The sequence below is a fragment of the Paenibacillus rhizoplanae genome (assembly GCF_042684125.1).
Lineage (GTDB): Bacteria > Bacillota > Bacilli > Paenibacillales > Paenibacillaceae > Paenibacillus_AQ > Paenibacillus_AQ rhizoplanae.
In genome coordinates this window covers 36828-58294 of record NZ_JBHUKY010000110.1, presented here as the reverse complement: position 1 = coordinate 58294, position 21467 = coordinate 36828, and the positions used below count along the sequence as shown (strand labels likewise).

Here is a 21467-nt window from a genome sequence, read left to right as displayed (position 1 = left end):
GGAGTATTGATGACAATGGCAGCGATGGAGCATGGATATGAGGAGCAGGGGAATCAGCCGGGAAGCAAGCAGGAGCTTGAACAAATTGAGATTGAGCTGCTTCTGAGCGGAGTACACCGGCTGTATGGATATGACTTCAGAAATTATGCGCTGCCTTCCTTGAAACGGCGTATCTGGCATCATGTCCATGCGGAGAGCTTACCCACTATATCTGCTCTGCAGGAGAAGGTGCTGCATGACCGTGCCTGCTTCGAACGGTTTGTATACAGCCTCTCGATCCCTGTGACAGAGATGTTCCGTGACCCGGGACTCTTCCTGACGTTCCGCCAGAAGGTCATTCCGCTCCTGCGGACCTATCCTTATATCCGGATCTGGCATGCCGGCTGCTCGACAGGCGAAGAGGTCTACTCGATGGCGATTATGCTGCATGAGGAAGGCTTGTATGATAAGGCAAGGATTTATGCAACGGACATGAACGCCCGTTCCTTGCAGCAGGCCAAAGAAGGCGTGTACGAAATTGGCAAAATGAAGCAATACACCAAGAACTACCTTGAGGCCGGAGGCACGGGGGCTTTCTCGGAATATTATACAGCGAAATATAATTCAGTAATTTTCCAGCCGTATTTACGCAAGAATATCATTTTTGCAGAGCATAATCTGGCGACAGACACTTCCTTTAATGAATTCAATGTGATCCTGTGCCGCAACGTAATGATCTACTTTAACGATGAGCTCCGCGATCATGTGCATGGCTTGTTCCATGAGAGCCTCAGCCGGTTCGGAGTACTGGTCCTCGGTTCTAAGGAATCCATTCATTTCACGCGATACAGTGATAGCTATGAGCCTCTGGACCGGGTAGAGAAAATATACCGCAAAAATAAATAGCGGGTTAGGAGGGACCTATGGGGGTTCAGGAACCGATTCATATACTGCTGGTTGACGACCGTCCCGAGAATTTGCTGGCACTCGAAGCCGTCCTTGAGAGTCAGCATTACAAGCTTGTCAAAGCCAATTCTGGAGAAGAAGCACTGCGGTGCTTATTGAAATATGAATTCGCCGTGATTGTTCTGGACGTTCAGATGCCGGGTATGGACGGGATCGAAACCGCCAAATTAATCAAAGCCCGGGAGAAGACCAAGGATATTCCGATCATCTTCATCTCTGCCAACAGCAGGGAATCGGAGCATCTATTCGCAGGGTACTCGGCCGGCGCTATTGATTATATGGTCAAACCGTTTATTCCGCAGATTCTAAAGTCTAAGATTGAAGGCTTTGTTAATATGTATCTGACCAGCAAGAAGCAGCAGCTTCAAGCGATGCAGTTGCAGCAAAAGACGCTGGAGCTTGAGCGCATGAACGGTGAATTGATCAAAGCCAAGGAAGAGGCGGAGATCGCCGCGAAGGCCAAGACCGAATTTCTTGCGATGATGAGTCACGAGATCCGCACACCGATGAATGGCGTAGTGGGCATGATTGATCTTTTGATGGAGACCCAGCTTGCTCCTGAGCAGAAGGAATACACAGAGATTATCCGCAAAAGTGCGGACACACTAATTACGGTGATTAACGATATCCTTGACTTCACCAAGATGGAGTCGGGCAAGATGGAAATGGAAGAGCAATTATTCGAGCTGAATACCACCATTCAGGAGGTATTTAGCTTGTTCTCGGCAGAAGCCGGCAAAAAAAATCTGGAGCTGGCCTATTTCATCGACCAGAAGCTGCCGCGGCTGATCTATGGAGATATGGCCCGGCTGCGCCAGGTGCTGATCAACCTCGTAGCCAATGCGGTGAAATTTACCAACCAGGGCGGCGTTTATTTAGTTGCTTCCAGTCTGCCAGCAGCGGATAATAAACTGGTCATTGAATTTACAGTTAAAGATACAGGCATCGGCATTTCTCCGGAGAAATGTGACCGGCTGTTCCAGCCCTTCTCCCAGCTTGATTCATCCATGACCCGCAAATACGGAGGCACGGGCCTGGGCCTCGCCATCTGCAAATCCCTGGTGGGTATGATGGGCGGAGATATCCGCGTAGAGTCGATGGAAGAGAAGGGGGCTACCTTTGTATTCAGTATCCAGGTTGGGGTGCCGGAGCATGAGCTGGAAGGCGTCAGCCGGGAAGAGGAAGGTGCAGCGAACGGGGGAGAAGACGCAAGCCGGAGCAAAGTGCTGGTCGTGGATGACCATCCGATTAATCAGCGGCTTATGGTTAGCATGCTGGATAAGCTAGGATATCGTGCCGATGTTGCCGAGGACGGGAACCAGGCTGTAGAGCTGACCCGGGAATCCGTGTATGATTTTATCTTCATGGACCTGCAGATGCCGGTGATGGATGGACTTGAAGCAACCTCCCTGATTCGTGAGGAGGGCAGCGGTTCTCCGGACAAGACGGTGATCATTGCGATGACAGCGAATGTGATGGAGGGAATTCAGGACCGGTGCACCGCTGCCGGGATGGACGGTTACATCAGCAAGCCGCTTAAGCTAAGCAGCATCAAACAAATGCTCTCCAGATATTCCGGCAGGGATAATCCCGCAACCCAGCGGAACACCTCAATTTTCAATGCTTAGTCCATGAATTGCCAGTGCCGTATTGTTACTTTTTTGTTTCAACCATGTGCTATTAGGGTTATTGGTAAAGAAAACATTTAATCAGGAGAGTTGTCTATGAATACACATAAAAGCGAAAAGTTTCATGCAAAAACCGAAACTGTTGGTTCGGTATGTACTGTCTATCTGGTAGGTGAACTCGATCTGTCTGTGGCGCCAGACTTTCGTTTGGTGATGGAACCTCTAGTGGGAGATACTGGACTTGATCTAGTGATCAATCTGAAGGATCTGAAGTATATTGACAGCACCGGTATCGGAATCCTGTTGTCGATCCTCAAGGCAAGACATGGAATGGACGTTAAGTTTACCGTTGCTGAAGTTCCTCCGCAAATACAGAAGCTGTTTGACATGACCGGCATTTCCAAATTTTTTGCCTCCCAAGAGAATTCCCACTAGGAAAGGATCGAACTAAGAATGAGTGATGACGTACAAAGAGTAGTTCTTCAGTTACCCGCCAGTGCAGAATATGTCGATATCGTCAGACTTAATTTATATGGCATTGCCTCCAAGATGGGTTTCACTTATGAGGACATTGAAGATATGAAGGTAGCAGTCTCGGAAGCCTGTAATAACTCCGTGCTGTATGCTTACGGGCAGGCAGACGGTGTGGTTGATGTAATCTTTGAGGTAGGATCAAGTGTCTTATCCATTACTGTCAAAGATGAGGGGGAGAGCTTTGACGGTTTGGATGCGTCCGGGGAACGTCTGACGCTTCATGACAAGGAGCTGAATGATGTTCAGGTAGGCGGACTCGGATTCTATCTAATGCAGGCGCTGATGGATGACGTTAGCGTCGTTAGTGAAGCAGGGAAAGGAACAGTCGTTACCCTGACTAAACGGCTCAATTTCAGCGAGGAGAAAGTATGAGTGACAAAGTGACTCCCCCAGAGTCCATGAATGAAGCAGTAAGCCTGATCTGGGAATACCAGCAGACGAAAGACAATGAAATTGCAACAGTGCTCATCCGCAAATATGAACCGATGGTGAAGATGGCCGCCGGCAAAATCGCTCGTAACCGCCCGGATCTCTACGAGGATCTGTATCAGGTGGGGCAAATGGCGCTGATCCGACTGCTGGCGCAATACGACATCAGCTTGGGGATTCCCTTCGAGCCATATGCGATGAAGAGTATGATTGGACACATGAAAAACTTCCTGCGTGATAAATCCTGGTACATACAGGTTCCGCGGCGGATTAAGGAAAAAGGCGCGCTTGTGCAGCAGGCCATTGATGAACTGACCATGCGGCTCGAACGTTCTCCGGCGGTTGAAGAGATTGCCCATTACCTGGATCTGACGGTTGAGGAAACTGTGGAAGTGCTGGCTGGCAGAGAATGTTATCATTATGTCTCCCTGGATTCACCGCTCTCTCAGGAAGAGAGTGGAGCCACACTCGGGGAATTGATCAGCTCTGACGCAAATGACTACGAGACCGTGGAGAAGCGTATGGATCTCCAGCAGGCGCTCGGACAACTGAAGGAGCAGGAGCAGCAAGTACTGCTGCTGGCCTTCCAGGATGGCCAATCCCAGCGGGCTATTGCCCAGAAGCTGGGCGTCTCGCAGATGAGTGTGTCCCGTATCCAGAAGCGGGCTACGGAGAAGCTGAAGCAGATCATGGCTAATTCATCCTATTAAATATCAATGCCATTATAATTATTAGGGCAGTGTTATGATTATTTATAGAGCATAAAATTACTTCAAAAACAATTCCGATGATTAAATGTATCGGGATTGTTTTATTTTTTGATGAGACGGTGGAGTATTTTTACATTTGGAGAAAAAATATAAAGTTAATCATTGGGTCTGAACTGAAATTCATCATATTCTCTCAAGAGAAAATTATTAAATGAAGAGAGGACAAATAATGGTGCACAAATACGGTTATATTGATCGAGACGGTAACTTTGCCATTGAGCCTATTTTTGATTTTACTAATTCGTTTCGAAATGGCATTGCTTCATGTGATTTTGAGGGGAAATCAAGATTTATTGCCGTAAATGGAGATACCGTATTACAAACAAATTACTCTTTTGTAGGTAATTTTTATTGTGGTAGAGCTTTATTTACGAATGGAAGTAAATTCGGATACATGGATTTAGAAGGGAACGTAGTTATACCGATAATATATGATTACGCTTACAATTTTTCGGAAGGATATGCTAGCGTAACAGCACCAAACGGGAAAATAGGCATTATTGATATTGAGGGAAATTTGATCATTGATCCCATTTACGATACTGCGATACATTTTGAAAATGGAATTGCAACAGTCAGTAATGCAGAAGGGAAATATGGGTGTATTAACATCGATGGAGATTTTGTAATCGAGCCGAAATATGATTCTCATATATTTTTTTCGGAGGGCCTAGCCGCAGTAAATGTAAAAAATAAGCATGGATATATTGATATGCAAGGAAATTTGAGAATTCCACTTCAATATAAATACACAAATGGATTTTATGGCGGGTTAGCTCCAGTATTAGTTGGTAGTAAATATGGTTTTATCAATAAAACGGGGAGTATTGTAATAGATCCTGTTTTTGTTGATGTAGGCAAGTTTATTTCAGGGGATCTATCTGCTGCGAAACTGAGTAAAAAATGGGGATATATTAATCGAAGTGGAGAATTCACAATTGAACCTAAATTTAAAAATGTTTCGCATTTTATCGAAGATAGAGCCTTTGTTATTGAAAATCAATATCAAGTAGTAATAAAAACTAGTGGGGAGTTTATTGATACGAAGTATTCGCTGATTCAAGCGGAATCCTTTAACGAAGGATTGAGTGCTGTTCAAGCAGAGGTAAGAAAATAAATATATTAATTTTAATCTGGTTATTCGGCCATGAGCAACATCCCTCCTGCAGTCTATTCGCGATAGAGTAGGCTGCAGGAGGGATGCGCGGGAAATGTGATCAGCTAGTTAGCATCTATATACTTTTTGATTTCTCCAAGATATTCCCCGATAACCGGTACATTGAGAAACAAACTGAGAATATAGCCAAGTAAACCGAGAATGACAAAGGTACCGAGTGAGAGGCCCAGACCTCTGGAGATCCCGGCCATCAGATTGGTAATAATCCGCTTCTTGGGGTCTGTATAGTTCTCCAGGATATCCTTGAACTCGGATTTCTCCAGTGAGTCGGCGATCTTGTCGAGCCTCGCATTCAAGCGCTTGACCTCATGCCGCAGCTCGAAGGGATGCTCATCTACGTCATAAGCTTTGGTTCTGTTGTCCGCTTCTCCCATAAGGCGTACCTGCTTTCTGTAGCCTGAATCAGGCTTTATTGAAATATAAGACATGCATAAATAGGGAGCGGCCAGCTACGGAAGATCTGGCCGCTCCCTTCAATGTATAATCAGCCTGAAAATCCGGGATTAATAAGAGGATTTAACTTCGTCCTTAGCATCCTTAGCTGCGCCTGCGATTTCCTTGGAAGCGTCCTTCGCCTTGTCGGCAACATCTTTGGAGGTATCCTTGGCTTCAACCGCTATGTCCTGGGAGGCATCCTTAACGCTGCCCGTGATGTCCTTGGAGGCATCGCTTACCGTTTCGCCAATCTTTTTGCCGGTTTCCGCCAGAGTAGCTGCAATTTGTTGCTTGCTGTCACTGACTGTGGTGAAGATATCGGAGGCTTTGGCCGATACGGTGCCTGCCAGGTCTGTAGCTTTTTCACCTACGGTCGTAGCAATCGTCTTGGTCTTGTCAGTTACGGCTCCGGCAACCTCTTTCGTCTTGTCCGTAGCTACGGTCAGCTTATCGGACAGGTCACTGCGCATCTCGCGTCCAGGCTTCGGTGCGAATAACAGTGCCGCTGCTGCTCCGAGCAGACCGCCGATGAAGATCCCTTTAAAGAATGTGCTGCCGCTTTCTACCGGAAATTCCTTCTCTGCTTTATTCATTATCAATCACTCCTTATCAGAATTGTCATTCAAATTCAGGTGAGCCTGAATGTTCTTACTTCGTATATACACTTTGGGCTAAGTGCTGAAACAGCGGAATAGCTTGGCAAAGATTGCCGGAGCATAAGGGAGCATACCAGCCGAAAAGGTGTTTTTTCATACCTATTTCGATGAATATGCGGCTTTACAAGTTTGATTGATCTCGAAGGGAAGGGGGTAAGAAATAGTTAATCATAGCGCATCTATACATCCCATATTGAAGAGCATTCATTCCCCTGTTTAGGATATTGATAAGATTCCAACATCTATGGAGGTGCAACATTATGATAAAAGTAGTTACAGCAGCCGAGCGACATACATCGAATAGAGAATGGATACACAGTGAATTCAGCTTTTCGTTTGCCGATTATGATGATCCCAGCAACGCCCATTTCGGCGCACTGCTGGCGCATAACGACAATGAATTGAAGCCGGAGCAAGGTATGCATGAGCACCCGCATCATGATCTGGAGATTATCACTTATGTGGTATCCGGTGTGCTGAAGCATCAGGATGATCTGGGGAATCATGCAGATCTGCAGGCAGGCAGTGTGCAGCTGATGAGCGCAGGAACAGGCATTAACCATTCGGAGACGAATCCGTCAGACCATGTGGATGTCCGGTTCCTGCAGATCTGGCTTTTGCCCGACCGGCCCGGTAAGACTCCGAAATGGGATGCCCGGTTCTTTCCGGCCGAGCTTAAGCTCAACCACCTGCTGCATGTGGCTTCAGGGGAAGGGACTCAGGGCTCGCTGCAGCTGGACAATGATGTTAACATCTACTTGTCCGTTCTGGAGACGAACCGTGAGCTGCGCTATCCCCAGCAGGAGGAGCGGCGCACCCATCTGTATGTCATTTCCGGGAATCTGGAGATATCATGCGCGGACGGTGTATTCCAGCTCCAGCAGGGGGATGCGGCGCGTATCCGCAAGAGCTGTGACCTGACCCTTAAAGGCATAAGCAGCGAAGGCGATGCCGAATTCATCCTGATTGATCTCCCGTAACAGCCGGAGCATGACAGTAAGATTATTATTGCAGCATACAAAAGCCCTTCAGCTTCAACGTCCCGTCTTACGGACAATGAAGCTGAAGGGCTTTATAGTGTATACGAACTGCTGGTGCTATTTCTGGCGCAGGCGTCCTAGCTCGGAGACCAGTGCCTCCACCTGTGAGATACTGAGCCTGTCGCTGCCCATGGCAACCTCATACACATCCTGAATATCCTCGTATTGCTCCACCGAAAAGGCTGACGCCTGCATTGCAGCGGCACTGGCCATTTTCAGCTTGTTTTTGATGCCCTCAATCATATATTCAACGTTTTCCTGGCTTGGTTTCGATAAGTCCATTGGGTATACCGTCCTCCCTTAGTCATAGTTCCAGTATTTTAACATGGTTGACCCGCAAATGACCATTTTTTTGTCCAGATCACGCAAACATGTTAAATTATAGGGAAACATTCCAGGTAGGTTAACGAGGGGGGAAGGTCTTGGCCATCAGAGAAGAGGAGAGCAGAAAAAGACGTAAGATGGATGCCGGGGGGCTGGCAGCCTTCTTCCGGGAGATCGCAGAAGTGTATTCGGCGGAGAAGTTGACCTTTCTCTGTATCGGAACGGACCGCTCTACAGGGGATGCACTCGGCCCCCTGACGGGAAGCCGTCTGCTGGAGTACGGATTTCCGAATGTAACGGGAACGCTGCCATCGCCCTGTGACGCGGATAATCTGGTTCAGCGGATAACAGAGATTCCGGAAGGGCAGATTATTATCGCTATCGATGCCTGTCTGGGACCGCCTGCGGCGCTGGGCTGTTATTTTGCGGCAGCACAGCCGCTGCGTCCGGCAGAATCTGTCGGGCTGCGGTTGCCGGCAGTAGGGAATTACAGCCTGGCAGCCATCGTTGATGTGAACAGCCCCCGCCCCTACCGGACCCTGCAGACCACACCGCTCTACCGGGTGATCCTTATGGCTGACCAGATTGCACTGGCTGCAGCCCATGGTTTCGGACTTACGGATTGAGAGCGTTTCAAATGTTCTGTTCTAGCTTATTAATATAGACGACTACATAAGAAAGAGGGGAAGCAGCCATGGAAAATGTTCGATGCGAAGGAAGCAACATTTGCTACAGTGATCAAGGCAAGGGTGAAGTAATAGTGCTGCTGCATGGATTCTGCGGGAGTGCTGAATACTGGGAGAAGGTTATTCCAGGCTTAACCGCCAATTACCGGGTCATTGCCCCTGATCTGCGCGGGCACGGGGCTTCAGATGCTCCGCTTGGAGCCTATACCATCGAGCAGATGGCCGATGATGTGCTGTCGCTGCTGGATGCCTTGGAGATTCCTGAATGCTATCTGCTCGGACATTCGCTCGGAGGCTATATTACCCTGTCGTTTGCCCAGCATCATGCTTCCAGATTGAAGGGCTTCGGGCTGATTCATTCCTCCGGCTATCCGGACAGTGAAGAAGCCAAGGAGAACCGGCTGAAGAGCGTCACGATGATCCAGAGCGAAGGCATCTTTGCTTTTGTAGATCAGCTGGTGCCTGGACTGTTTGCTCCTGAAGCGGAACCCCGGCTGCTGGATCGTGCCAAGGAGATCGGCTATAAGACTCCGCCGCAAGGCGCTATTGGCGCGTCCTTGGCTATGCGCGAGCGCCCGGACCGCCGCGATGTGATCTCGGCAACAGCGCTGCCTGTGCTGCTGGTAGCCGGAGCAGAGGATTCCAAGGTAACGCCAGAGCGGACCTTCACCTCGGATAACCAGAATATCACCAAGGTGACGCTGCCCGGTGTAGGCCATATGGGCATGTTTGAAGCACCGGAGCAACTGGTACAGATTATTAAGGATTTCGTGCACGCCCCTGTGCAGAAGTAATTCATATAAGCAGAAAGAGGCAGCACTTCCGCCATCGGGTGGGTGCTGTCTCTTTGTGTTGACCGCACGGCCGCATGGCGGTTTTATTGAAATTTACGGATAGCCGGAACACAGAGCACGAGAGCGACACAGGTCAGTCCCAGAGTGGAGAAAATAAGGATTGTCGGAACCCCGCCAATCAGGTCGGCCAGCCAGCCGACAAAGATGTAACCGACCGGCAGCAGAGCGAAGGACCCGAACATATCCAGACTGGCTACCCGTCCAAAGGCTTCCTTCGGAACAAGCTCCTGCAGGCTGATCTCCCAGATCAGCCCGAAGATCATCAGCCCGAAGCCTTCAAGGGCAAAGAAACCGATGGCTGCAGCAGGAGTACCCGCGAACGGCATGAGCAGCAGGGCCAGACCACCCAGCATAGCACCGCTGTAAGCCATAATGCCGCGGTTCTTCCATTTGGGCCGCAGTCCGAACAGCAGGCCTGCGATAATTGCGCCTACCCCGGAGAAAGTAACGGCAAGCCCGTAGACATAAGGAGGCCAGCCGTGATGGACCTTGAAGAGCCAGGGAAGCAGGACGGTGCTGATTCCCGCGTAGCAGATGTTGATGAAGCAGAAGGCCAGAATCGTAATCCACAGCCAGGGGTGGCTGCGCAGAACGGAGATCCCCTCGATGAAATCCTCTTTCCAGTTAGGAGTATCCTGGGCTTCAGTATCCGGTAGAACTGAGGCCGCGGCATCTGCGGCGGGTCTGGTCTGTAATTGGGCGATCAGCACTCTGCGCAGATAGACCAGGCAGATGAGGGAGATAAGATAGGTGAAGGCATCCAGGCCAAACCCGACACCTGCGGACAGGTGAGTGATCAGCAGACCGCCCAGGGCGGGGCCGATCAGGCGTACGGACTGGGTAGTGATTTGGGTCAGCGAATTCGCAGCCACGCGGATGTCGGGAGTGAATACTGTGGCCCGGACTGCAGCATAGGCAGGCTGGAATAGACCATCGAGCAGACCATAGAAGGCTACCAGGATACAGAGCAGCGGAATGCTGAGTATTCCGGTCAGGGCTAAGACTGCTGTTATCATCATTACGGCAAAACGGGCAATATCCGCCAGCATCATAATCCGCACACGGTCGTAACGGTCCACGATATGTCCGGATACCGGAAGCATGATCACATTCGGCAGCATGTAAGCGGCCATGACCAGACCCATCGTGGTAGTTGATCCGGTCAGGGAATAGACGAGAACGGGCAGAATGACCATCGTCACTGAGCTGCCGAGGAATGAAATTAAATGTCCCAGCCACAGATAAGGGAAGGCGCGCGAGCGGACAAAAGGAGCAGCGAAACCCTGCAGCGGATTGTGCTTTTCCTGCCCGGAAGGGGCGGCGGTATTCATCTACTTCTGTACCTCCGAATCTGTATCCGGCTCAGTAGCAGGCTCTGCAGACTGCAGACGGCCCATCACGATTTCCACGCCATATTCGTCGCCGGCAGTAACTTTAGATTCCCAGGCGGTGATCAGCTCCATCATCTCCTGATGGAATTTCGCAAGCTCCCGGGGGGAAAGGGTGAGTCTGGTGATGAAATGCTCCACCTGGTCTTCTTGGCTGAAGTGAAAGCCGGTAAGCTGCTCCGAGCGGAACATAGTTCCCTTAGAGCGGTAGAATTTCTGAATGATGCCCCCCGCCGTTTCGGTGCGGACAAGCTCCAGAAGCCCGCCTTCATAGAGCTTGATGATGTGGTAGTGGATGTTCCCCGGTGTCTTGTTCAGCTTCCCGGCAACCTGTTTGGATGTGAGGGGTTCCCCCGACAGCGTATGCATGATCTTAATCCGCAAGGCACTTTCCAGCAGTTTATCCTGTTCCGGGGTTACCTTCAAAGGCTGGACGTTTTCTTCCAGTTGAGACTTGCTTGAAGCAGCAGCTTCCGGAGGGCTTTGCCCGGGGTCAGCAGGTTGTGGCATCACGTTTCCTCCTATAGTTCGATCTGTCTTACAGTACGATCTGTATTCCAGATCAGATATGTGTATTGTATTTGAGGCTGCTATTTTATGTCAAGAACAATCAGCAGCAGTGAACAGGGGTGTCTGTTGAGGAACGGGTTGTGCACAGGTGGCGCAGGCAGGTGGAATGGTTTAAGATGATTTCAAAGGCGAAAGGGTGAGCAAACATGTTCCGGAGAGATTATATCGTGCGCATGATTGAGGATATGACGGCAATGGTAGCCAAGGTGCTGACCTTGAAGCAGGATAAAAAAACTACAGAAGCCCTGTGGGAAGTGGATGAGCTGCTGATGCGGCATTTTCGCCTGAATTCGCGTCTGCTCAATTCGTTGTCCGTAGAGGATATTATTGATATGTTTCGTCTCGGCGGGGTGCTGGAAGCGGATAAGCTGCAAGGGGTAGCCCGGCTGCTGAAGGAGGAAGGCGGAATCTACACGGCCAAAGGGGAGCAGGATCAGGCCTTGTTCAGGGCGATGCGCTCGCTCCACCTGTTTTTGTATGCGGATCTGCATGGCGCCGACCGGGAACTGCTGAATATGACGGAAGAGATCAATGAGCTGCTGGAGGAAGTGGAGCCCTACCGCCTGCCGGCCAAAACAGAGCGGCTGCTGATGGCCTACCAGGAATCCATGGGACGGTATGCCAAAGCAGAGAACAGTCTGTACCGGCTCTGGGAGCATGGGGAGAATGTTGCAGAGGAGGGCAGGGAGCTGTACGGACGGCTGCTGCTGTTGAGTCCGGAGCGGTTAGCCGAGGGCGGTCTTCCTCTGGAGGAAGTGCAGCAGGGCGCGGAGGAATGGAGCAAGCTGACGGTTAGTGCTATAATATAACGATATTCAGGAGACACCGTGCTCTATTTTATAAACCCGAAAGTGGGATGTACCCAGTGGAAGCTTTGAAAGAATTGATCGAGCAAGTGATTACCGGCCGTACGCTGATTACAGCTACTTTAAGCCAGCTGCGCAGCAAAGGCGAGACCGCCTACAGTAAAGTACAGATCAAACCTGTTGAGTTAAAAGGGAAGCTGCATTATCAGTTTGCCTACTATATCGGCCCCAAGGTGGAACACCGCAACATTCCCGCAGAGAATGCCGCAGAAGAAATGCTGTCTTTGCTGCGGGAGACCTTCCGCCAAGGCCTGCTGTGTACCGCCAGTGCCGACTACCAGGTGCTGATCAGCAAAAAATATAAGGTGTCCATTCTGACCAAATCGGCCAGCAAACAGGAAGCCCCGGATCTGGCCCATAACCGCCGGAAGCAATATGTGCTGGACGAGGGCGAGCCGGTGCCGTTTCTGGTGGAGCTTGGCATTATGAACAGCGAGGGCAAGGTGCTGGCCAAAAAGTATGACAAGTTCCGCCAGATCAACCGGTTCCTGGAGATGGTCCAGGATGTGCTTGGCGACCTGCCGGCAGGGCGTCCGCTGACGATTGTTGATTTTGGCTGCGGCAAATCCTATTTGACCTTTGCCCTGTATCATTATCTGGCCGTCCGTGAGCAGCGGGAGCTGAATATTGTCGGTCTTGACCTGAAGGCGGACGTCATTGAGCATTGCGGTGCGCTCGCTGCCAAGCTGGGCTATGACCGTCTGCGGTTCTTGGTCGGTGACATCGCCGACTACAATGAACTCGATCAGGTCGACATGGTCGTAACTCTGCATGCCTGTGATACAGCGACAGATGCCGCTCTGGAGAAAGCAGTACGCTGGGGTGCATCGGTCATCCTCTCGGTGCCCTGCTGCCAGCATGAGCTGTTCGCGCAGGTCGAGAGTGAGGTGCTGAATCCGCTGCTGTCACACGGTATCCTGAAGGAGCGGTTCTCGGCGCTCGCCACCGATGCAATCCGGGCCAAGCTGCTGGACCTGATGGGCTACCGCAGCCAGCTGCTGGAATTCATCGACATGGAGCACACTCCGAAGAACATCCTGATCCGCGCCGTCCGCAGCGACAGCGGCGATCAGGCCGCCAAATGGCGCGAGTATACCGCGTTCCGCGATTTTCTCGGTGCCAAGCCTTATCTGGAGCGCGTCTGCTCTGATCTGCTGCCCGGGGGGAATACGGAGCTTAATTAACCAGCTTAATAGTTCAGTGTGTGACAGAACGGCTGCTTCCTATGGGGGCGGCTGTTTTTTTGTGTGAATGCTCAATTGGATGCTCAAATTAAAATCCTATTTAAAATTCTATTTGAAATCCTGCCTCAAATGCAGCAGTTTCGTCATTACGCTGGCCCCCTGATCGGGATTGTTGCACAAAATGCAGCATTTCCTCTCCCCTAAGCCGGTTTATGGAACTATTCTTGTATTTTGTGCAACAATCCATCTGGACACCCGGATATATCTGAATCAAAGCTGCAATGCTTGCAACATTTTGAAAAGTCACGTCGACTTATCCTGCCTGACTACCAGTCCTTCTCTTAAGCGTTATCTCTCCCTTATGCGTTTATCTCCCCCTATGCGTTTATTTCCCCAATCATAGACTTAAGTGTGTTTTATGTAGCCATTTTCTTTTGCATTGCGATAGATATGGGAAGACTGTAGGCAACAAGAGGAATAGGAGATTTAGGAATGCAGATCAATCGGTTTCGGCAATACGGGGGAATGGCGGTCACGCTGGGTTGCGGTTTGGCGCTGATAGCAGCGGGGGCTGCGGCCTGTATGCTGCGGGGATTCTTTTTTGTAGGGGAAATGTACCTCTTCCTGACTGGATGGTATGCGCTGTGCGGAGTTCTTACCTTAGGGGGGCTTGTCCTCTATGCTGCCTCCAGCTGGGAAATGCGGAAGCTGAAGCTGAAGGGGAAGCTGGCAGGGAAGGCGGAGCCCGTACGGGCGCTGGCCGGAGGGGGCGTGAAGGGAGATACTGGAGGTCCCGTAAAGAGAGAAATAACTGAAGCTGAGAGGTTAGCCGGGAGTAAGCGGTTGGTGACATATCATGGCGGGAGGGCCGCGACGACGCGGGCAGCAGTTGAGGCAGTGTCCGGGAGCGGGCGAGTGTTGGGTGGCAGCGTGAGCAGAGTTAGGAGGTTAAAAGCGATTGTATGGTTGTTGCCGGGCTGCTGCATGGTCATCTGTATTCTATATGCAATTCATGCCTTCCGTGGCCCCTTATCCTCGCAGGGAACATGGAATGAATTGCTGCGCTGGGGATTCTACGCCAGCTATGCTCTCTTCGCTGTACTTGCGGCAGGAACGCGCCGGGGAGGAGCTCTTCTTGCCGCGGTCTGGCATCTGCTTGGCCTCGTGATCAGCCTGTCTGCCTTATTGGCGGTATGCGGAGGGCTGCCGCTTCCCTACGCGGTAGCCTACAGCCAGTCACCTGAGGTCAGTGTTACCGGTGCCCGGCTGGCCGGACTGCTCCAGTATCCGAATGCCTTTGGCGCGGTGATGGCTGTGTTTCTGCTGGAAAGGTTATTCTCTGCCGCCAGCGGCTTCAAGCTGATGGGCCCTTCGGGAACCGTGAACGGAGAAGAGGGCACAGAGGAAGAGGGCGGAGCATCCCGTGGAGCAGCAAGCCTGGAGGAGCACGGTGAAGAGGTAAGTAGAGCTGAGCAAGAGAACATAGCCAGCAGTGAAGCAGAGGGTGGGACGGTAAGCCGGACAGGGCAAGAGAACATAGCCAGCGGTGAAGTGAAGGGTGAAGCGCTAAGCAGCGCGGGTGAGACCGCTATAGCTGGCAGAGAGGAGCGCGCGTGGCGCCGGACCGCAGAGCTAATGCGGACAGCGGCGCGCCTGCTGCCGCTCTTCCCGTACGCCGCCGCGCTGCTGCTCAGCGAGTCGCGTGGCGCATGGCTGGCTGCGGCTGCCGCCGGTGCCGCAGCCCTTCTCCTGAAGCGGCAACTGTTCGTGCCGCTTCTGATCACCGGCGCCGCCCCCGTTGCCGCGGCGGCGCTGCTCTACCGCCAGCTGGCCCGCTCCGGGCTGGCGGCAGAGCCCCTGCCCGGCCTGCTGCTGCTGGCCGGGCTCTGGGCCGGCGCGTGGCTGGCCGGCCTATGGCTGCACCGCCGCGTCAGCCGCGCGGCGGGCAAGCACCGCGCCGCCCTGCTGGCGCTGGCGGCGGGGGCCTGGACGGCGGCGGGCAGCGCCGTCCTCCTGCTGGTACGCGCGCGGATCACCGGGCCGTCACCGACGGCCGACGCGCGCGGACTGTTCTACCGCGACGCCTGGAAGCTCGCGGCAGAAGCGCCCTGGCTGGGGCGCGGGGGCGAGACCTGGCGGCATACGTACCTTGCCGCCCAGTCCCGCCCCTACGTGGGCACCCAGGTGCACAGCGGTTACCTCGACATCCTGCTGAACCTCGGGATGGCGGGTCTGGCTGCGGTCCTCCTGCTGCTTCTGGCCGCAGGAGGACTGGTATTCAAGGCGTCACCAAGGCTGCTTCCGCCCCTGTTCGTGATCCTGCTGCATAGCGCAGTCGATTTTGACTGGAGCTATGGACTGGTCTGGCTGCTACTGCTCCTGCTGCCCGCCTGGGCACTTGCCGAAGCAAACAGCCGGACCGCTAGGACGGCTGCCCCTCCAGCTCTGTATGACTCCCGTTGGCAGCGCAGCAAGCCGACCGTCCAGCGAAGGAAGCGGCCGCGCCGATTATGGGGATACGCAGGAATCAGCGTTCTCTGCGGGCTGACCCTCCTGTTCAGCGGCCTTTCCTTCCAGGCCATGAAGGGGGCTGCTCTATTCAAGCAGGCGGTCAGAGAGAATGACCCTGCCGTACAAATTACACTGCTGCAGCAATCACTGAGATGGAATCCGAGGGAGCCTCAGACTGCGGTTGCTTTATCGCGGCTGCTCCCACAGAAGCAAGGGGTTGATCTGTTGTTGCGAAGCCTGTCATTCTCTCCAGGGAATGTTGCTATACACGGGGAGCTTGCGGCAAGATATCTGCGGGGCAGTGATCCGGGAGAAGCACTGTACTGGGTCCGCCGCAGTCAACAGACGGATCACTTTAATGCTGCGGGGCGGCTCGCCGCATTAAGAGGGATGCTTGAGATGGGGGAGCGCAGCTTGGCGGAGGGAGACAGACGTTTAGCGGCGGACAGCGCTGCTGCGGGGCTAGAGCTGCTGCGGCAGTACAGCCTGCTGGCCGCCAAGGAACAGGAGAGAGGACCGCAGCATAATGACCGCAACTTCACCCTATTTCCGCAGAGCAAAGGGATTTACTTTCATTTAACCCATTTACAGTCCCAGGCGGCGCTTAGCTCCAGCAATAGATAAGACGCGTCTCATATTGAAACTCGGAGTTTGACCGCCGCTGCGGTGAACATATCAGCACAATGACCGCAGCAATGGGAGCATTTAGACTGCCCGCTGCCGCCCATCCCTTCAGCCTCAGTTCATAGCCATCCCGGACTAATCTCAGGCTTTAACACGCCGTGAGATCAGCCAAGAGTATACAGTAGGGAGAATAATCATGATTACCAGAGCAGTAATGATCATGCAGATCGATAGCGTAGCGGGCATGAAGGCCGCCAGTGCAATTAGCAGGCCGCCGATCACCCACATCCTTCCGGAGAAGCGGTGGGTTCTCCGCCATACGGCTGGGTCATGCAGCGTCCAGGGCGTGCGGACTCCGGTGAAATAATTATCCCTGATCTGCGGCAGGAAATTTCCGATTACAGCCAGCAGCAGCCCCAGGCTTACAGTAGCCCACTTTCCGGCGGCAAAATGCTCATCCAGCCCGGAACTGACCGACAGGACAAGGGCGGCATCACAGATGACGGCAACGGTGAGACGGACCATTTTGTAAGCGCCCGGGAACTTATTGTAATTCTCTCCCTTAGGATCAATATTGCGAATGAACTGCATCGTTAGCGGAAAAATCAACCCCATAAAAGAGAACAAGGCAATAACTGAACCCTTGCTCCAGTAAGTATTGACCTTGCCGGTAATACTGAATTGGGCGGGAAGCTGATCCGGCAGACTCCCGTAATTCAGCAGAGCATAACCCAGGGAGAGCAAGCCCAGCATGACAATCAGCGTATCCTGCCATTTCCATGTGAAATTCTTCATCAATCTTCATCCTCCGTATTTTTAATAGCGCGCGGGTCACTTTTCCCCTTGGACCCTGAGCCCTTTGGATTAGCATCCGCCTGAGCCTCCGGTTTGCTGTCCGTACTGCCCTTGCCCGTACCCGTCAATTCCAGGAACCAGCCAAGCACCTCTTCAAGTACCGTGGAGTTTAGCGAATAGACGATGAATTGCCCGTTACGTTCATCCTGCACCAGCCCGGCGTGCTTGAGCGCATTCAAGTGGTGCGAGATGCTGGGTTTCGTCATATTGAAAAAATCTGCAATTTCCCCGGCCGTCCGGTCCTTTTCACGCAGCAGCCTGAGAATTTGCCTTCGGGTCGGGTCAGCGAGCGCTTTGAACGAATCATTCAACTCCATATGCGTCGATTCCAATCTTTGTCAATATAGAAACTCACATATGGTTCACGCTATAAATTATCCTTCTATTTCCCGCCGAAACGTTCCCTTTCTTTTAAAAGGTCAGAAAGCCGTTTCCGCTTGTTTTCCTTAATGTAGAAGTCGTAAGCCTGCATATGCTAGAATAGGCTAGGAGAAGCTGGATACATAGAGCGGTTAAGCGGATGGGTTCTGCCAGCAGAATACCACGCTATTACGCCATACGGGAGGAGACCTGCATTGCACTTTATATCTGATGTCATTTCACAATTGTTTGAATGGATTCAGTCTCTGGGCTACTTCGGGATTATGATCGGCCTCATGATTGAAGTCATCCCAAGTGAGATTGTCCTGGCTTTCGGCGGCTATTTGGTCTCACAAGGCGATATTAACTTTTTTGGTGCGGTGCTGTTCGGTACCGTCGGGGGAGTGATCGCCCAGATCTTTGTTTATTGGATTGGCCGTTATGGCGGCAGGCCTGTGCTGGAGAAGTACGGCAAGTACATTTTCATCTCCAAAAAGCACATTGACCACTCCGAAGAATGGTTTCAAAAGTATGGGACCGGTGTGATTTTCACAGCCCGCTTTATCCCGGTTGTCCGCCATGCCATATCGGTTCCGGCTGGTATTTCCCGCATGCCGCTGGGCAAATTCACTATGCTGACAACCCTTGCAGTCATTCCGTGGAGCGCGTTGTTTGTCTATCTGGGGTATACGCTCGGGGACAAGTGGAAGACCATTGATGAGGTCGCAGCCAAGTACACTCATGAGATTCTTCTTGGCGCTATTGCGGTAATTATTCTGTATTTCCTGTTCAAGTGGTACAAATCCAAAAAGAAGGGTAGTGCAGTATGAAGCAGAATGTAGCATCTAAATTTGGCCAAGGCCTGACTCCGCGCCAGTTCGTGGAAGCCATGACGAAGAACCAGCAGGCTTTTGAAGCCTGGTATGAGAAGTTCACCTGGGAAGACGAGAGTGACCGCGAATATTTCGAGAGCCTGAATCACCGGGATGATCTGCGTGTGTTGATTCTGGCTGCCGACTGGTGCGGAGATGTTGTCCGTAATGTCCCGGTAGTCTTCCGGATTCTGGAGACTGCGGGCTTCAAGACGGAAGTGATGATTCTGGAAGAGAATCTGGACCTGATGGACAACTTCCTGACCATGGGCGGACGTTCGGTTCCCATCGTGATTTTTGCGGATACCGGAGGTTATGTACTGGGCCAGTGGGGACCGCGTCCGGAGCATGTGCAGACCCTGATGAGAGAGTTCAAACGGGAGAACCCTGACCGCGAAGCAGCGGACTATGACAGCAAAATTACCGAAGTGCGCAAAGCTATGGGGCAAGCCTACGGAGAAGGAACGGAATCACACGCAGTTATCGTCAAAGAGCTGCGCAGTCTGATCTCCGGATTCTAATGCCGATGCTTAATATTCGTTCTTATAACCTGGGGGCACTCCAGACTAACGCCTATCTTCTGACGGGGGCAGACCCGAAGCGCGGTGTCATCATTGATCCGGGTGCTAATCCTGCGGGTCTTCTCCGCGGCGCTGAGGGAATGGAGATTGAAGCGATTCTGCTGACGCATGCCCATTTCGACCATATTGCCGGACTGGACGAGGTCCGCAAAGCCAAGAAGTGCCCGGTCTATATCCATCCGCTGGAGAGCGAGTGGCTGGGCAGCCCGAAGCTGAACGGCTCCTTGATGTGGCCTGATACTACGCCTCCCATCAGCACAGATCCGGCAGAGTACGATCTGGCGGAAGGCCAGACTCTGAAGCTGCTCGGCCTTTCTTTCCGTGTCATGCATACGCCGGGACATTCGCCGGGGAGCGTTAGCTTTTTATGCGGGAATGATTTGTTCGCCGGTGATGTCTTGTTCAAAATGGGAGTGGGACGTACCGATCTTCCGGGCGGCAGAGAACGGGATCTGATTGACTCGATCCGCGGCAAGCTCTACCGGCTGGATGAGGAAGTGAGAGTGTTCCCCGGACATGGTCCGCGAACCTCAATCGGCTATGAGAGGCTTCACAACCCTTATGTCCCGATGTAAGAGGACGCCAAAGCCGTTTCCGTTTGCCGTGTAACGACATCTTTTGGCTGGATTTGACACAAACCGGGAAATTAGAGGTAGACAAGCCGGGGCCAGGTTGTTACAATATGGTTAATTAAATGTAACATTTACCTCGCGAAGCACGCAGACTGTGGAATAATCCCGGTTTGCGTTCTTTTTTTTGCCTATAGATATGAATTTTATTGGGGGAAGCAGAATGAAGGATAATATGCATTGTCAGTTGGATTACGGGGAATTGGAAGCGAATGATTCATTGATAGCGGAGCGGAATGAAGTGAATGATCTGGGCGGGAAGAGTGATACTAAATATACGCTGTTCTGGAGTTTTCCCGGAGGCAAGGGGGCTATTCAGCCATGGAGACGCAGACTGTGGGAGCTGCAGAATAATTCTGACTCGGAATGAACGATAACTATTACATAGACGTATTACAGGTGTGACAGAAGAGATAAGGGGAGGGGCTATGGGCGACAGGACGCTGGAGATGATCAGCCAGGCACAGCAGGGTGACGCTGCTGCACTGGCCGTGCTGCTGCGGGAGCATTATCCCTTCCTGTACAAGTATCTGATCAAAGCGACACTTGACCCTTTGCTTGCGGAAGAGATTGCTCAGGACACGATGGTCAGATGCATGGAGAAGATCGGGACTTATAATGGGACCTCGGCATTCTCCTCATGGCTGATTACCATTGGCAGCCGGTTGTACATTGACCGTAAGCGGCGCTGGAGCCGGGAGGCACAGTGGCGGGAAGGGCAGATGCAGGAGCAGGGGAACCGCAGTTTACGCTGGAGCTTTGAGAGCCGGAATATGGAGTGGAGTGAAGTGCTCGACGCCTTGTCGCGTCTATCCTCTGCGCACAGAATGGCTGTGCTGCTGAAGCATTATTACGGATACAGCTACGATGAGATCGGGGAGATGCTTGAGATCCCTTCCGGAACGGTCAAATCACGGGTAGCTGCCGGATTGGGTCAACTGCGAAAGGAGCTGAATGAGGATGAGGTTTAAGAGTGACGAGGAACTGCTGGGTAAGCTGTCCGCAGAGCTGGATCACCTGGATATGCTCTATGCCGATGTTACTCCGCCCTCCTTGCCGGAGCTGGAGCAGCTAATTGCCGGGGAAGCTATCCGCCGGAGGAAGCGGCGCCGTAAAGAGCTGCTGTTATTCCTATTGGTGGCTCTTGTACTGGTTACCATAGTGATTTCTATTCTAAGCACGGCGCCGGTGCTGTATTGGAGTCTGCAGGCAGTGTTCATTCTGAGCGCACTTGGCAGCCTGGGAGCAGCGCGGATCAGACACGGGCGGGAGGAATCATGAGCGTGAAGGAGCTGCAGGAGATACCTGTTTGGATTTGGATAATTCTTGCAGCTGTGCTGCTGCTGCAGGGAACCTGGCTGTTCCGTGATGCCAGGGACAGAGGTCAAGGGAGGAAGGCCTGGTTCTGGGGAATCTGGGGGCTTACCGGTGCACCGTCACCGGCAGTATGTTACCTGCTGTTTGTAGTTCTTCCAGACAAGCGCAAACGGAAGGACGGAAGGAGCCGCTGAGACAATAGTTCATTGCCCGACAGATAAGGAGGACACGG

25 protein-coding genes and 1 pseudogene are annotated in these 21467 nt (G+C 52.2%); 19 read left to right on the top strand and 7 right to left on the bottom strand.

Annotated elements, in window-relative coordinates; all coding sequences use genetic code 11:
• Nucleotides 1-15: 15 nt before the first annotated feature.
• From ACFSX3_RS32510 to ACFSX3_RS32485, 6 genes are all read left to right on the top strand, one after another.
• The gene (locus ACFSX3_RS32510) at nt 16-885 is read left to right on the top strand and encodes a CheR family methyltransferase (RefSeq protein WP_209991853.1); all 870 of its coding nucleotides are present in this window, start codon (nt 16-18) and stop codon (nt 883-885) included.
• Between the two features lie 17 nt (nt 886-902).
• The gene (locus tag ACFSX3_RS32505) at nt 903-2573 is read left to right on the top strand and encodes a response regulator (RefSeq protein ID WP_209991854.1); all 1671 of its coding nucleotides are present in this window, start codon (nt 903-905) and stop codon (nt 2571-2573) included.
• Between the two features lie 96 nt (nt 2574-2669).
• On the top strand, nt 2670-3008 hold the full coding sequence (locus ACFSX3_RS32500) for an STAS domain-containing protein (RefSeq protein WP_036694974.1): 339 nt from the start codon (nt 2670-2672) through the stop codon (nt 3006-3008).
• 18 nt (nt 3009-3026) lie between these two features.
• Complete coding sequence (rsbW, locus tag ACFSX3_RS32495) at nt 3027-3479, top strand: anti-sigma B factor RsbW (protein WP_173139715.1); 453 nt, start codon at nt 3027-3029, stop codon at nt 3477-3479.
• Complete coding sequence (locus ACFSX3_RS32490; protein ID WP_209991855.1) at nt 3476-4246, top strand: sigma-70 family RNA polymerase sigma factor; 771 nt, start codon at nt 3476-3478, stop codon at nt 4244-4246. Before rsbW ends, ACFSX3_RS32490 begins: the two co-directional genes overlap by 4 nt.
• A gap of 211 nt (nt 4247-4457) precedes the next feature.
• Nucleotides 4458-5423: a WG repeat-containing protein gene (locus ACFSX3_RS32485; protein WP_209991856.1), complete on the top strand. Its 966-nt coding sequence runs from the start codon at nt 4458-4460 to the stop codon at nt 5421-5423.
• A 104-nt stretch (nt 5424-5527) separates the two neighbouring features.
• On the opposite strand, the gene ACFSX3_RS32480 is transcribed toward ACFSX3_RS32485, so the two are convergent.
• Both ACFSX3_RS32480 and ACFSX3_RS32475 read right to left on the bottom strand, forming a co-directional pair.
• On the bottom strand, nt 5528-5857 hold the full coding sequence (locus ACFSX3_RS32480) for a DUF5665 domain-containing protein (protein WP_209991857.1): 330 nt from the start codon (nt 5855-5857) through the stop codon (nt 5528-5530).
• 129 nt (nt 5858-5986) lie between these two features.
• Entirely contained in the window at nt 5987-6511 is a 525-nt protein-coding gene (locus ACFSX3_RS32475) for a YtxH domain-containing protein (RefSeq protein WP_209991858.1), read from the bottom strand.
• Between the two features lie 323 nt (nt 6512-6834).
• Here ACFSX3_RS32475 and ACFSX3_RS32470 point away from each other — a divergent pair, with 323 nt between their 5' ends.
• On the top strand, nt 6835-7554 hold the full coding sequence (locus tag ACFSX3_RS32470; protein ID WP_209991859.1) for a pirin family protein: 720 nt from the start codon (nt 6835-6837) through the stop codon (nt 7552-7554).
• Between the two features lie 117 nt (nt 7555-7671).
• Here the strand turns inward: ACFSX3_RS32470 and ACFSX3_RS32465 are convergent, their stop codons facing one another.
• On the bottom strand, nt 7672-7896 hold the full coding sequence (locus ACFSX3_RS32465; RefSeq protein ID WP_209991860.1) for a DUF1128 family protein: 225 nt from the start codon (nt 7894-7896) through the stop codon (nt 7672-7674).
• Nucleotides 7897-8036: 140 nt separating this feature from the next.
• Between ACFSX3_RS32465 and yyaC the strand changes: the two genes are divergently transcribed.
• Together yyaC and ACFSX3_RS32455 are read left to right on the top strand one after the other, a co-directional pair.
• Nucleotides 8037-8564: a spore protease YyaC gene (gene yyaC / locus ACFSX3_RS32460; RefSeq protein ID WP_379254988.1), complete on the top strand. Its 528-nt coding sequence runs from the start codon at nt 8037-8039 to the stop codon at nt 8562-8564.
• A gap of 68 nt (nt 8565-8632) precedes the next feature.
• Nucleotides 8633-9418, top strand: a complete 786-nt coding sequence (locus ACFSX3_RS32455; protein ID WP_209991861.1) for an alpha/beta fold hydrolase — start codon at nt 8633-8635, stop codon at nt 9416-9418.
• A gap of 83 nt (nt 9419-9501) precedes the next feature.
• On the opposite strand, the gene ACFSX3_RS32450 is transcribed toward ACFSX3_RS32455, so the two are convergent.
• Together ACFSX3_RS32450 and ACFSX3_RS32445 are read right to left on the bottom strand one after the other, a co-directional pair.
• A complete protein-coding gene (locus ACFSX3_RS32450) occupies nt 9502-10809 on the bottom strand; it encodes an MFS transporter (protein WP_209991862.1) in 1308 nt (435 codons plus the stop codon).
• Entirely contained in the window at nt 10810-11376 is a 567-nt protein-coding gene (locus ACFSX3_RS32445; protein ID WP_173139699.1) for a winged helix-turn-helix domain-containing protein, read from the bottom strand. It lies immediately after the preceding gene.
• A gap of 206 nt (nt 11377-11582) precedes the next feature.
• Between ACFSX3_RS32445 and ACFSX3_RS32440 the strand changes: the two genes are divergently transcribed.
• From ACFSX3_RS32440 to ACFSX3_RS32430, 3 genes are all read left to right on the top strand, one after another.
• Complete coding sequence (locus tag ACFSX3_RS32440; protein ID WP_209991863.1) at nt 11583-12245, top strand: DUF6483 family protein; 663 nt, start codon at nt 11583-11585, stop codon at nt 12243-12245.
• Between the two features lie 47 nt (nt 12246-12292).
• The gene (locus tag ACFSX3_RS32435; RefSeq protein WP_209991864.1) at nt 12293-13486 is read left to right on the top strand and encodes a class I SAM-dependent methyltransferase; all 1194 of its coding nucleotides are present in this window, start codon (nt 12293-12295) and stop codon (nt 13484-13486) included.
• Nucleotides 13487-13978: 492 nt separating this feature from the next.
• Entirely contained in the window at nt 13979-16621 is a 2643-nt protein-coding gene (locus ACFSX3_RS32430; protein WP_379254992.1) for an O-antigen ligase family protein, read from the top strand.
• A 141-nt stretch (nt 16622-16762) separates the two neighbouring features.
• Here the strand turns inward: ACFSX3_RS32430 and ACFSX3_RS32425 are convergent, their stop codons facing one another.
• Both ACFSX3_RS32425 and ACFSX3_RS32420 read right to left on the bottom strand, forming a co-directional pair.
• Entirely contained in the window at nt 16763-17416 is a 654-nt protein-coding gene (locus ACFSX3_RS32425) for an SdpI family protein (protein WP_209991865.1), read from the bottom strand.
• Nucleotides 17417-17526: 110 nt separating this feature from the next.
• A pseudogene (locus tag ACFSX3_RS32420) lies at nt 17527-17787 on the bottom strand (autorepressor SdpR family transcription factor); the annotation flags it as partial.
• A gap of 264 nt (nt 17788-18051) precedes the next feature.
• Here ACFSX3_RS32420 and ACFSX3_RS32415 point away from each other — a divergent pair.
• The 7 genes from ACFSX3_RS32415 to ACFSX3_RS32385 all read left to right on the top strand — a co-directional run bounded on the left by ACFSX3_RS32415 (nt 18052) and on the right by ACFSX3_RS32385 (nt 21429).
• Nucleotides 18052-18666 (top strand): DedA family protein, encoded by a 615-nt coding sequence (locus ACFSX3_RS32415; protein ID WP_036696330.1) that lies wholly within the window; start codon nt 18052-18054, stop codon nt 18664-18666.
• Nucleotides 18663-19229 (top strand): thioredoxin family protein, encoded by a 567-nt coding sequence (locus ACFSX3_RS32410; RefSeq protein ID WP_209991866.1) that lies wholly within the window; start codon nt 18663-18665, stop codon nt 19227-19229. Before ACFSX3_RS32415 ends, ACFSX3_RS32410 begins: the two co-directional genes overlap by 4 nt.
• 5 nt (nt 19230-19234) lie before the next feature.
• Nucleotides 19235-19864, top strand: a complete 630-nt coding sequence (locus ACFSX3_RS32405) for an MBL fold metallo-hydrolase (protein WP_209991867.1) — start codon at nt 19235-19237, stop codon at nt 19862-19864.
• Between the two features lie 217 nt (nt 19865-20081).
• Nucleotides 20082-20288, top strand: a complete 207-nt coding sequence (locus tag ACFSX3_RS32400; RefSeq protein ID WP_209991868.1) for a hypothetical protein — start codon at nt 20082-20084, stop codon at nt 20286-20288.
• 58 nt (nt 20289-20346) lie between these two features.
• Nucleotides 20347-20889: an RNA polymerase sigma factor SigY gene (gene sigY / locus ACFSX3_RS32395; RefSeq protein ID WP_209991869.1), complete on the top strand. Its 543-nt coding sequence runs from the start codon at nt 20347-20349 to the stop codon at nt 20887-20889.
• A complete protein-coding gene (locus tag ACFSX3_RS32390; RefSeq protein WP_209991870.1) occupies nt 20879-21199 on the top strand; it encodes a DUF5345 family protein in 321 nt (106 codons plus the stop codon). The genes sigY and ACFSX3_RS32390 overlap by 11 nt, the downstream gene beginning before the upstream one ends.
• Nucleotides 21196-21429: a hypothetical protein gene (locus tag ACFSX3_RS32385; RefSeq protein ID WP_209991871.1), complete on the top strand. Its 234-nt coding sequence runs from the start codon at nt 21196-21198 to the stop codon at nt 21427-21429. The genes ACFSX3_RS32390 and ACFSX3_RS32385 overlap by 4 nt, the downstream gene beginning before the upstream one ends.
• Nucleotides 21430-21467 lie beyond the last annotated feature (38 nt).

Excerpts from the sequence above, each read along its gene's own strand:
- ACFSX3_RS32470 (WP_209991859.1), top strand. The coding sequence starts at position 6,835 with ATGATAAAAGTAGTTACAGCAGCCGAGCGACATACATCGAATAGAGAA.
- ACFSX3_RS32435 (WP_209991864.1), top strand. The coding sequence starts at position 12,293 with ATGTACCCAGTGGAAGCTTTGAAAGAATTGATCGAGCAAGTGATTACC.
- ACFSX3_RS32450 (WP_209991862.1), bottom strand. The coding sequence starts at position 10,809 with ATGAATACCGCCGCCCCTTCCGGGCAGGAAAAGCACAATCCGCTGCAG.
- ACFSX3_RS32410 (WP_209991866.1), top strand. The coding sequence starts at position 18,663 with ATGAAGCAGAATGTAGCATCTAAATTTGGCCAAGGCCTGACTCCGCGC.
- ACFSX3_RS32505 (WP_209991854.1), top strand. The coding sequence starts at position 903 with ATGGGGGTTCAGGAACCGATTCATATACTGCTGGTTGACGACCGTCCC.
- ACFSX3_RS32400 (WP_209991868.1), top strand. The coding sequence starts at position 20,082 with ATGAAGGATAATATGCATTGTCAGTTGGATTACGGGGAATTGGAAGCG.
- ACFSX3_RS32510 (WP_209991853.1), top strand. The coding sequence starts at position 16 with ATGGCAGCGATGGAGCATGGATATGAGGAGCAGGGGAATCAGCCGGGA.
- ACFSX3_RS32425 (WP_209991865.1), bottom strand. The coding sequence starts at position 17,416 with ATGAAGAATTTCACATGGAAATGGCAGGATACGCTGATTGTCATGCTG.
- ACFSX3_RS32500 (WP_036694974.1), top strand. The coding sequence starts at position 2,670 with ATGAATACACATAAAAGCGAAAAGTTTCATGCAAAAACCGAAACTGTT.
- ACFSX3_RS32385 (WP_209991871.1), top strand. The coding sequence starts at position 21,196 with ATGAGCGTGAAGGAGCTGCAGGAGATACCTGTTTGGATTTGGATAATT.
- ACFSX3_RS32430 (WP_379254992.1), top strand. The coding sequence starts at position 13,979 with ATGCAGATCAATCGGTTTCGGCAATACGGGGGAATGGCGGTCACGCTG.
- ACFSX3_RS32405 (WP_209991867.1), top strand. The coding sequence starts at position 19,235 with ATGCTTAATATTCGTTCTTATAACCTGGGGGCACTCCAGACTAACGCC.
- sigY (WP_209991869.1), top strand. The coding sequence starts at position 20,347 with ATGGGCGACAGGACGCTGGAGATGATCAGCCAGGCACAGCAGGGTGAC.
- ACFSX3_RS32445 (WP_173139699.1), bottom strand. The coding sequence starts at position 11,376 with ATGCCACAACCTGCTGACCCCGGGCAAAGCCCTCCGGAAGCTGCTGCT.
- rsbW (WP_173139715.1), top strand. The coding sequence starts at position 3,027 with ATGAGTGATGACGTACAAAGAGTAGTTCTTCAGTTACCCGCCAGTGCA.
- ACFSX3_RS32440 (WP_209991863.1), top strand. The coding sequence starts at position 11,583 with ATGTTCCGGAGAGATTATATCGTGCGCATGATTGAGGATATGACGGCA.
- ACFSX3_RS32465 (WP_209991860.1), bottom strand. The coding sequence starts at position 7,896 with ATGGACTTATCGAAACCAAGCCAGGAAAACGTTGAATATATGATTGAG.
- ACFSX3_RS32490 (WP_209991855.1), top strand. The coding sequence starts at position 3,476 with ATGAGTGACAAAGTGACTCCCCCAGAGTCCATGAATGAAGCAGTAAGC.
- ACFSX3_RS32475 (WP_209991858.1), bottom strand. The coding sequence starts at position 6,511 with ATGAATAAAGCAGAGAAGGAATTTCCGGTAGAAAGCGGCAGCACATTC.
- ACFSX3_RS32390 (WP_209991870.1), top strand. The coding sequence starts at position 20,879 with ATGAGGTTTAAGAGTGACGAGGAACTGCTGGGTAAGCTGTCCGCAGAG.
- ACFSX3_RS32455 (WP_209991861.1), top strand. The coding sequence starts at position 8,633 with ATGGAAAATGTTCGATGCGAAGGAAGCAACATTTGCTACAGTGATCAA.
- ACFSX3_RS32480 (WP_209991857.1), bottom strand. The coding sequence starts at position 5,857 with ATGGGAGAAGCGGACAACAGAACCAAAGCTTATGACGTAGATGAGCAT.
- ACFSX3_RS32485 (WP_209991856.1), top strand. The coding sequence starts at position 4,458 with ATGAAGAGAGGACAAATAATGGTGCACAAATACGGTTATATTGATCGA.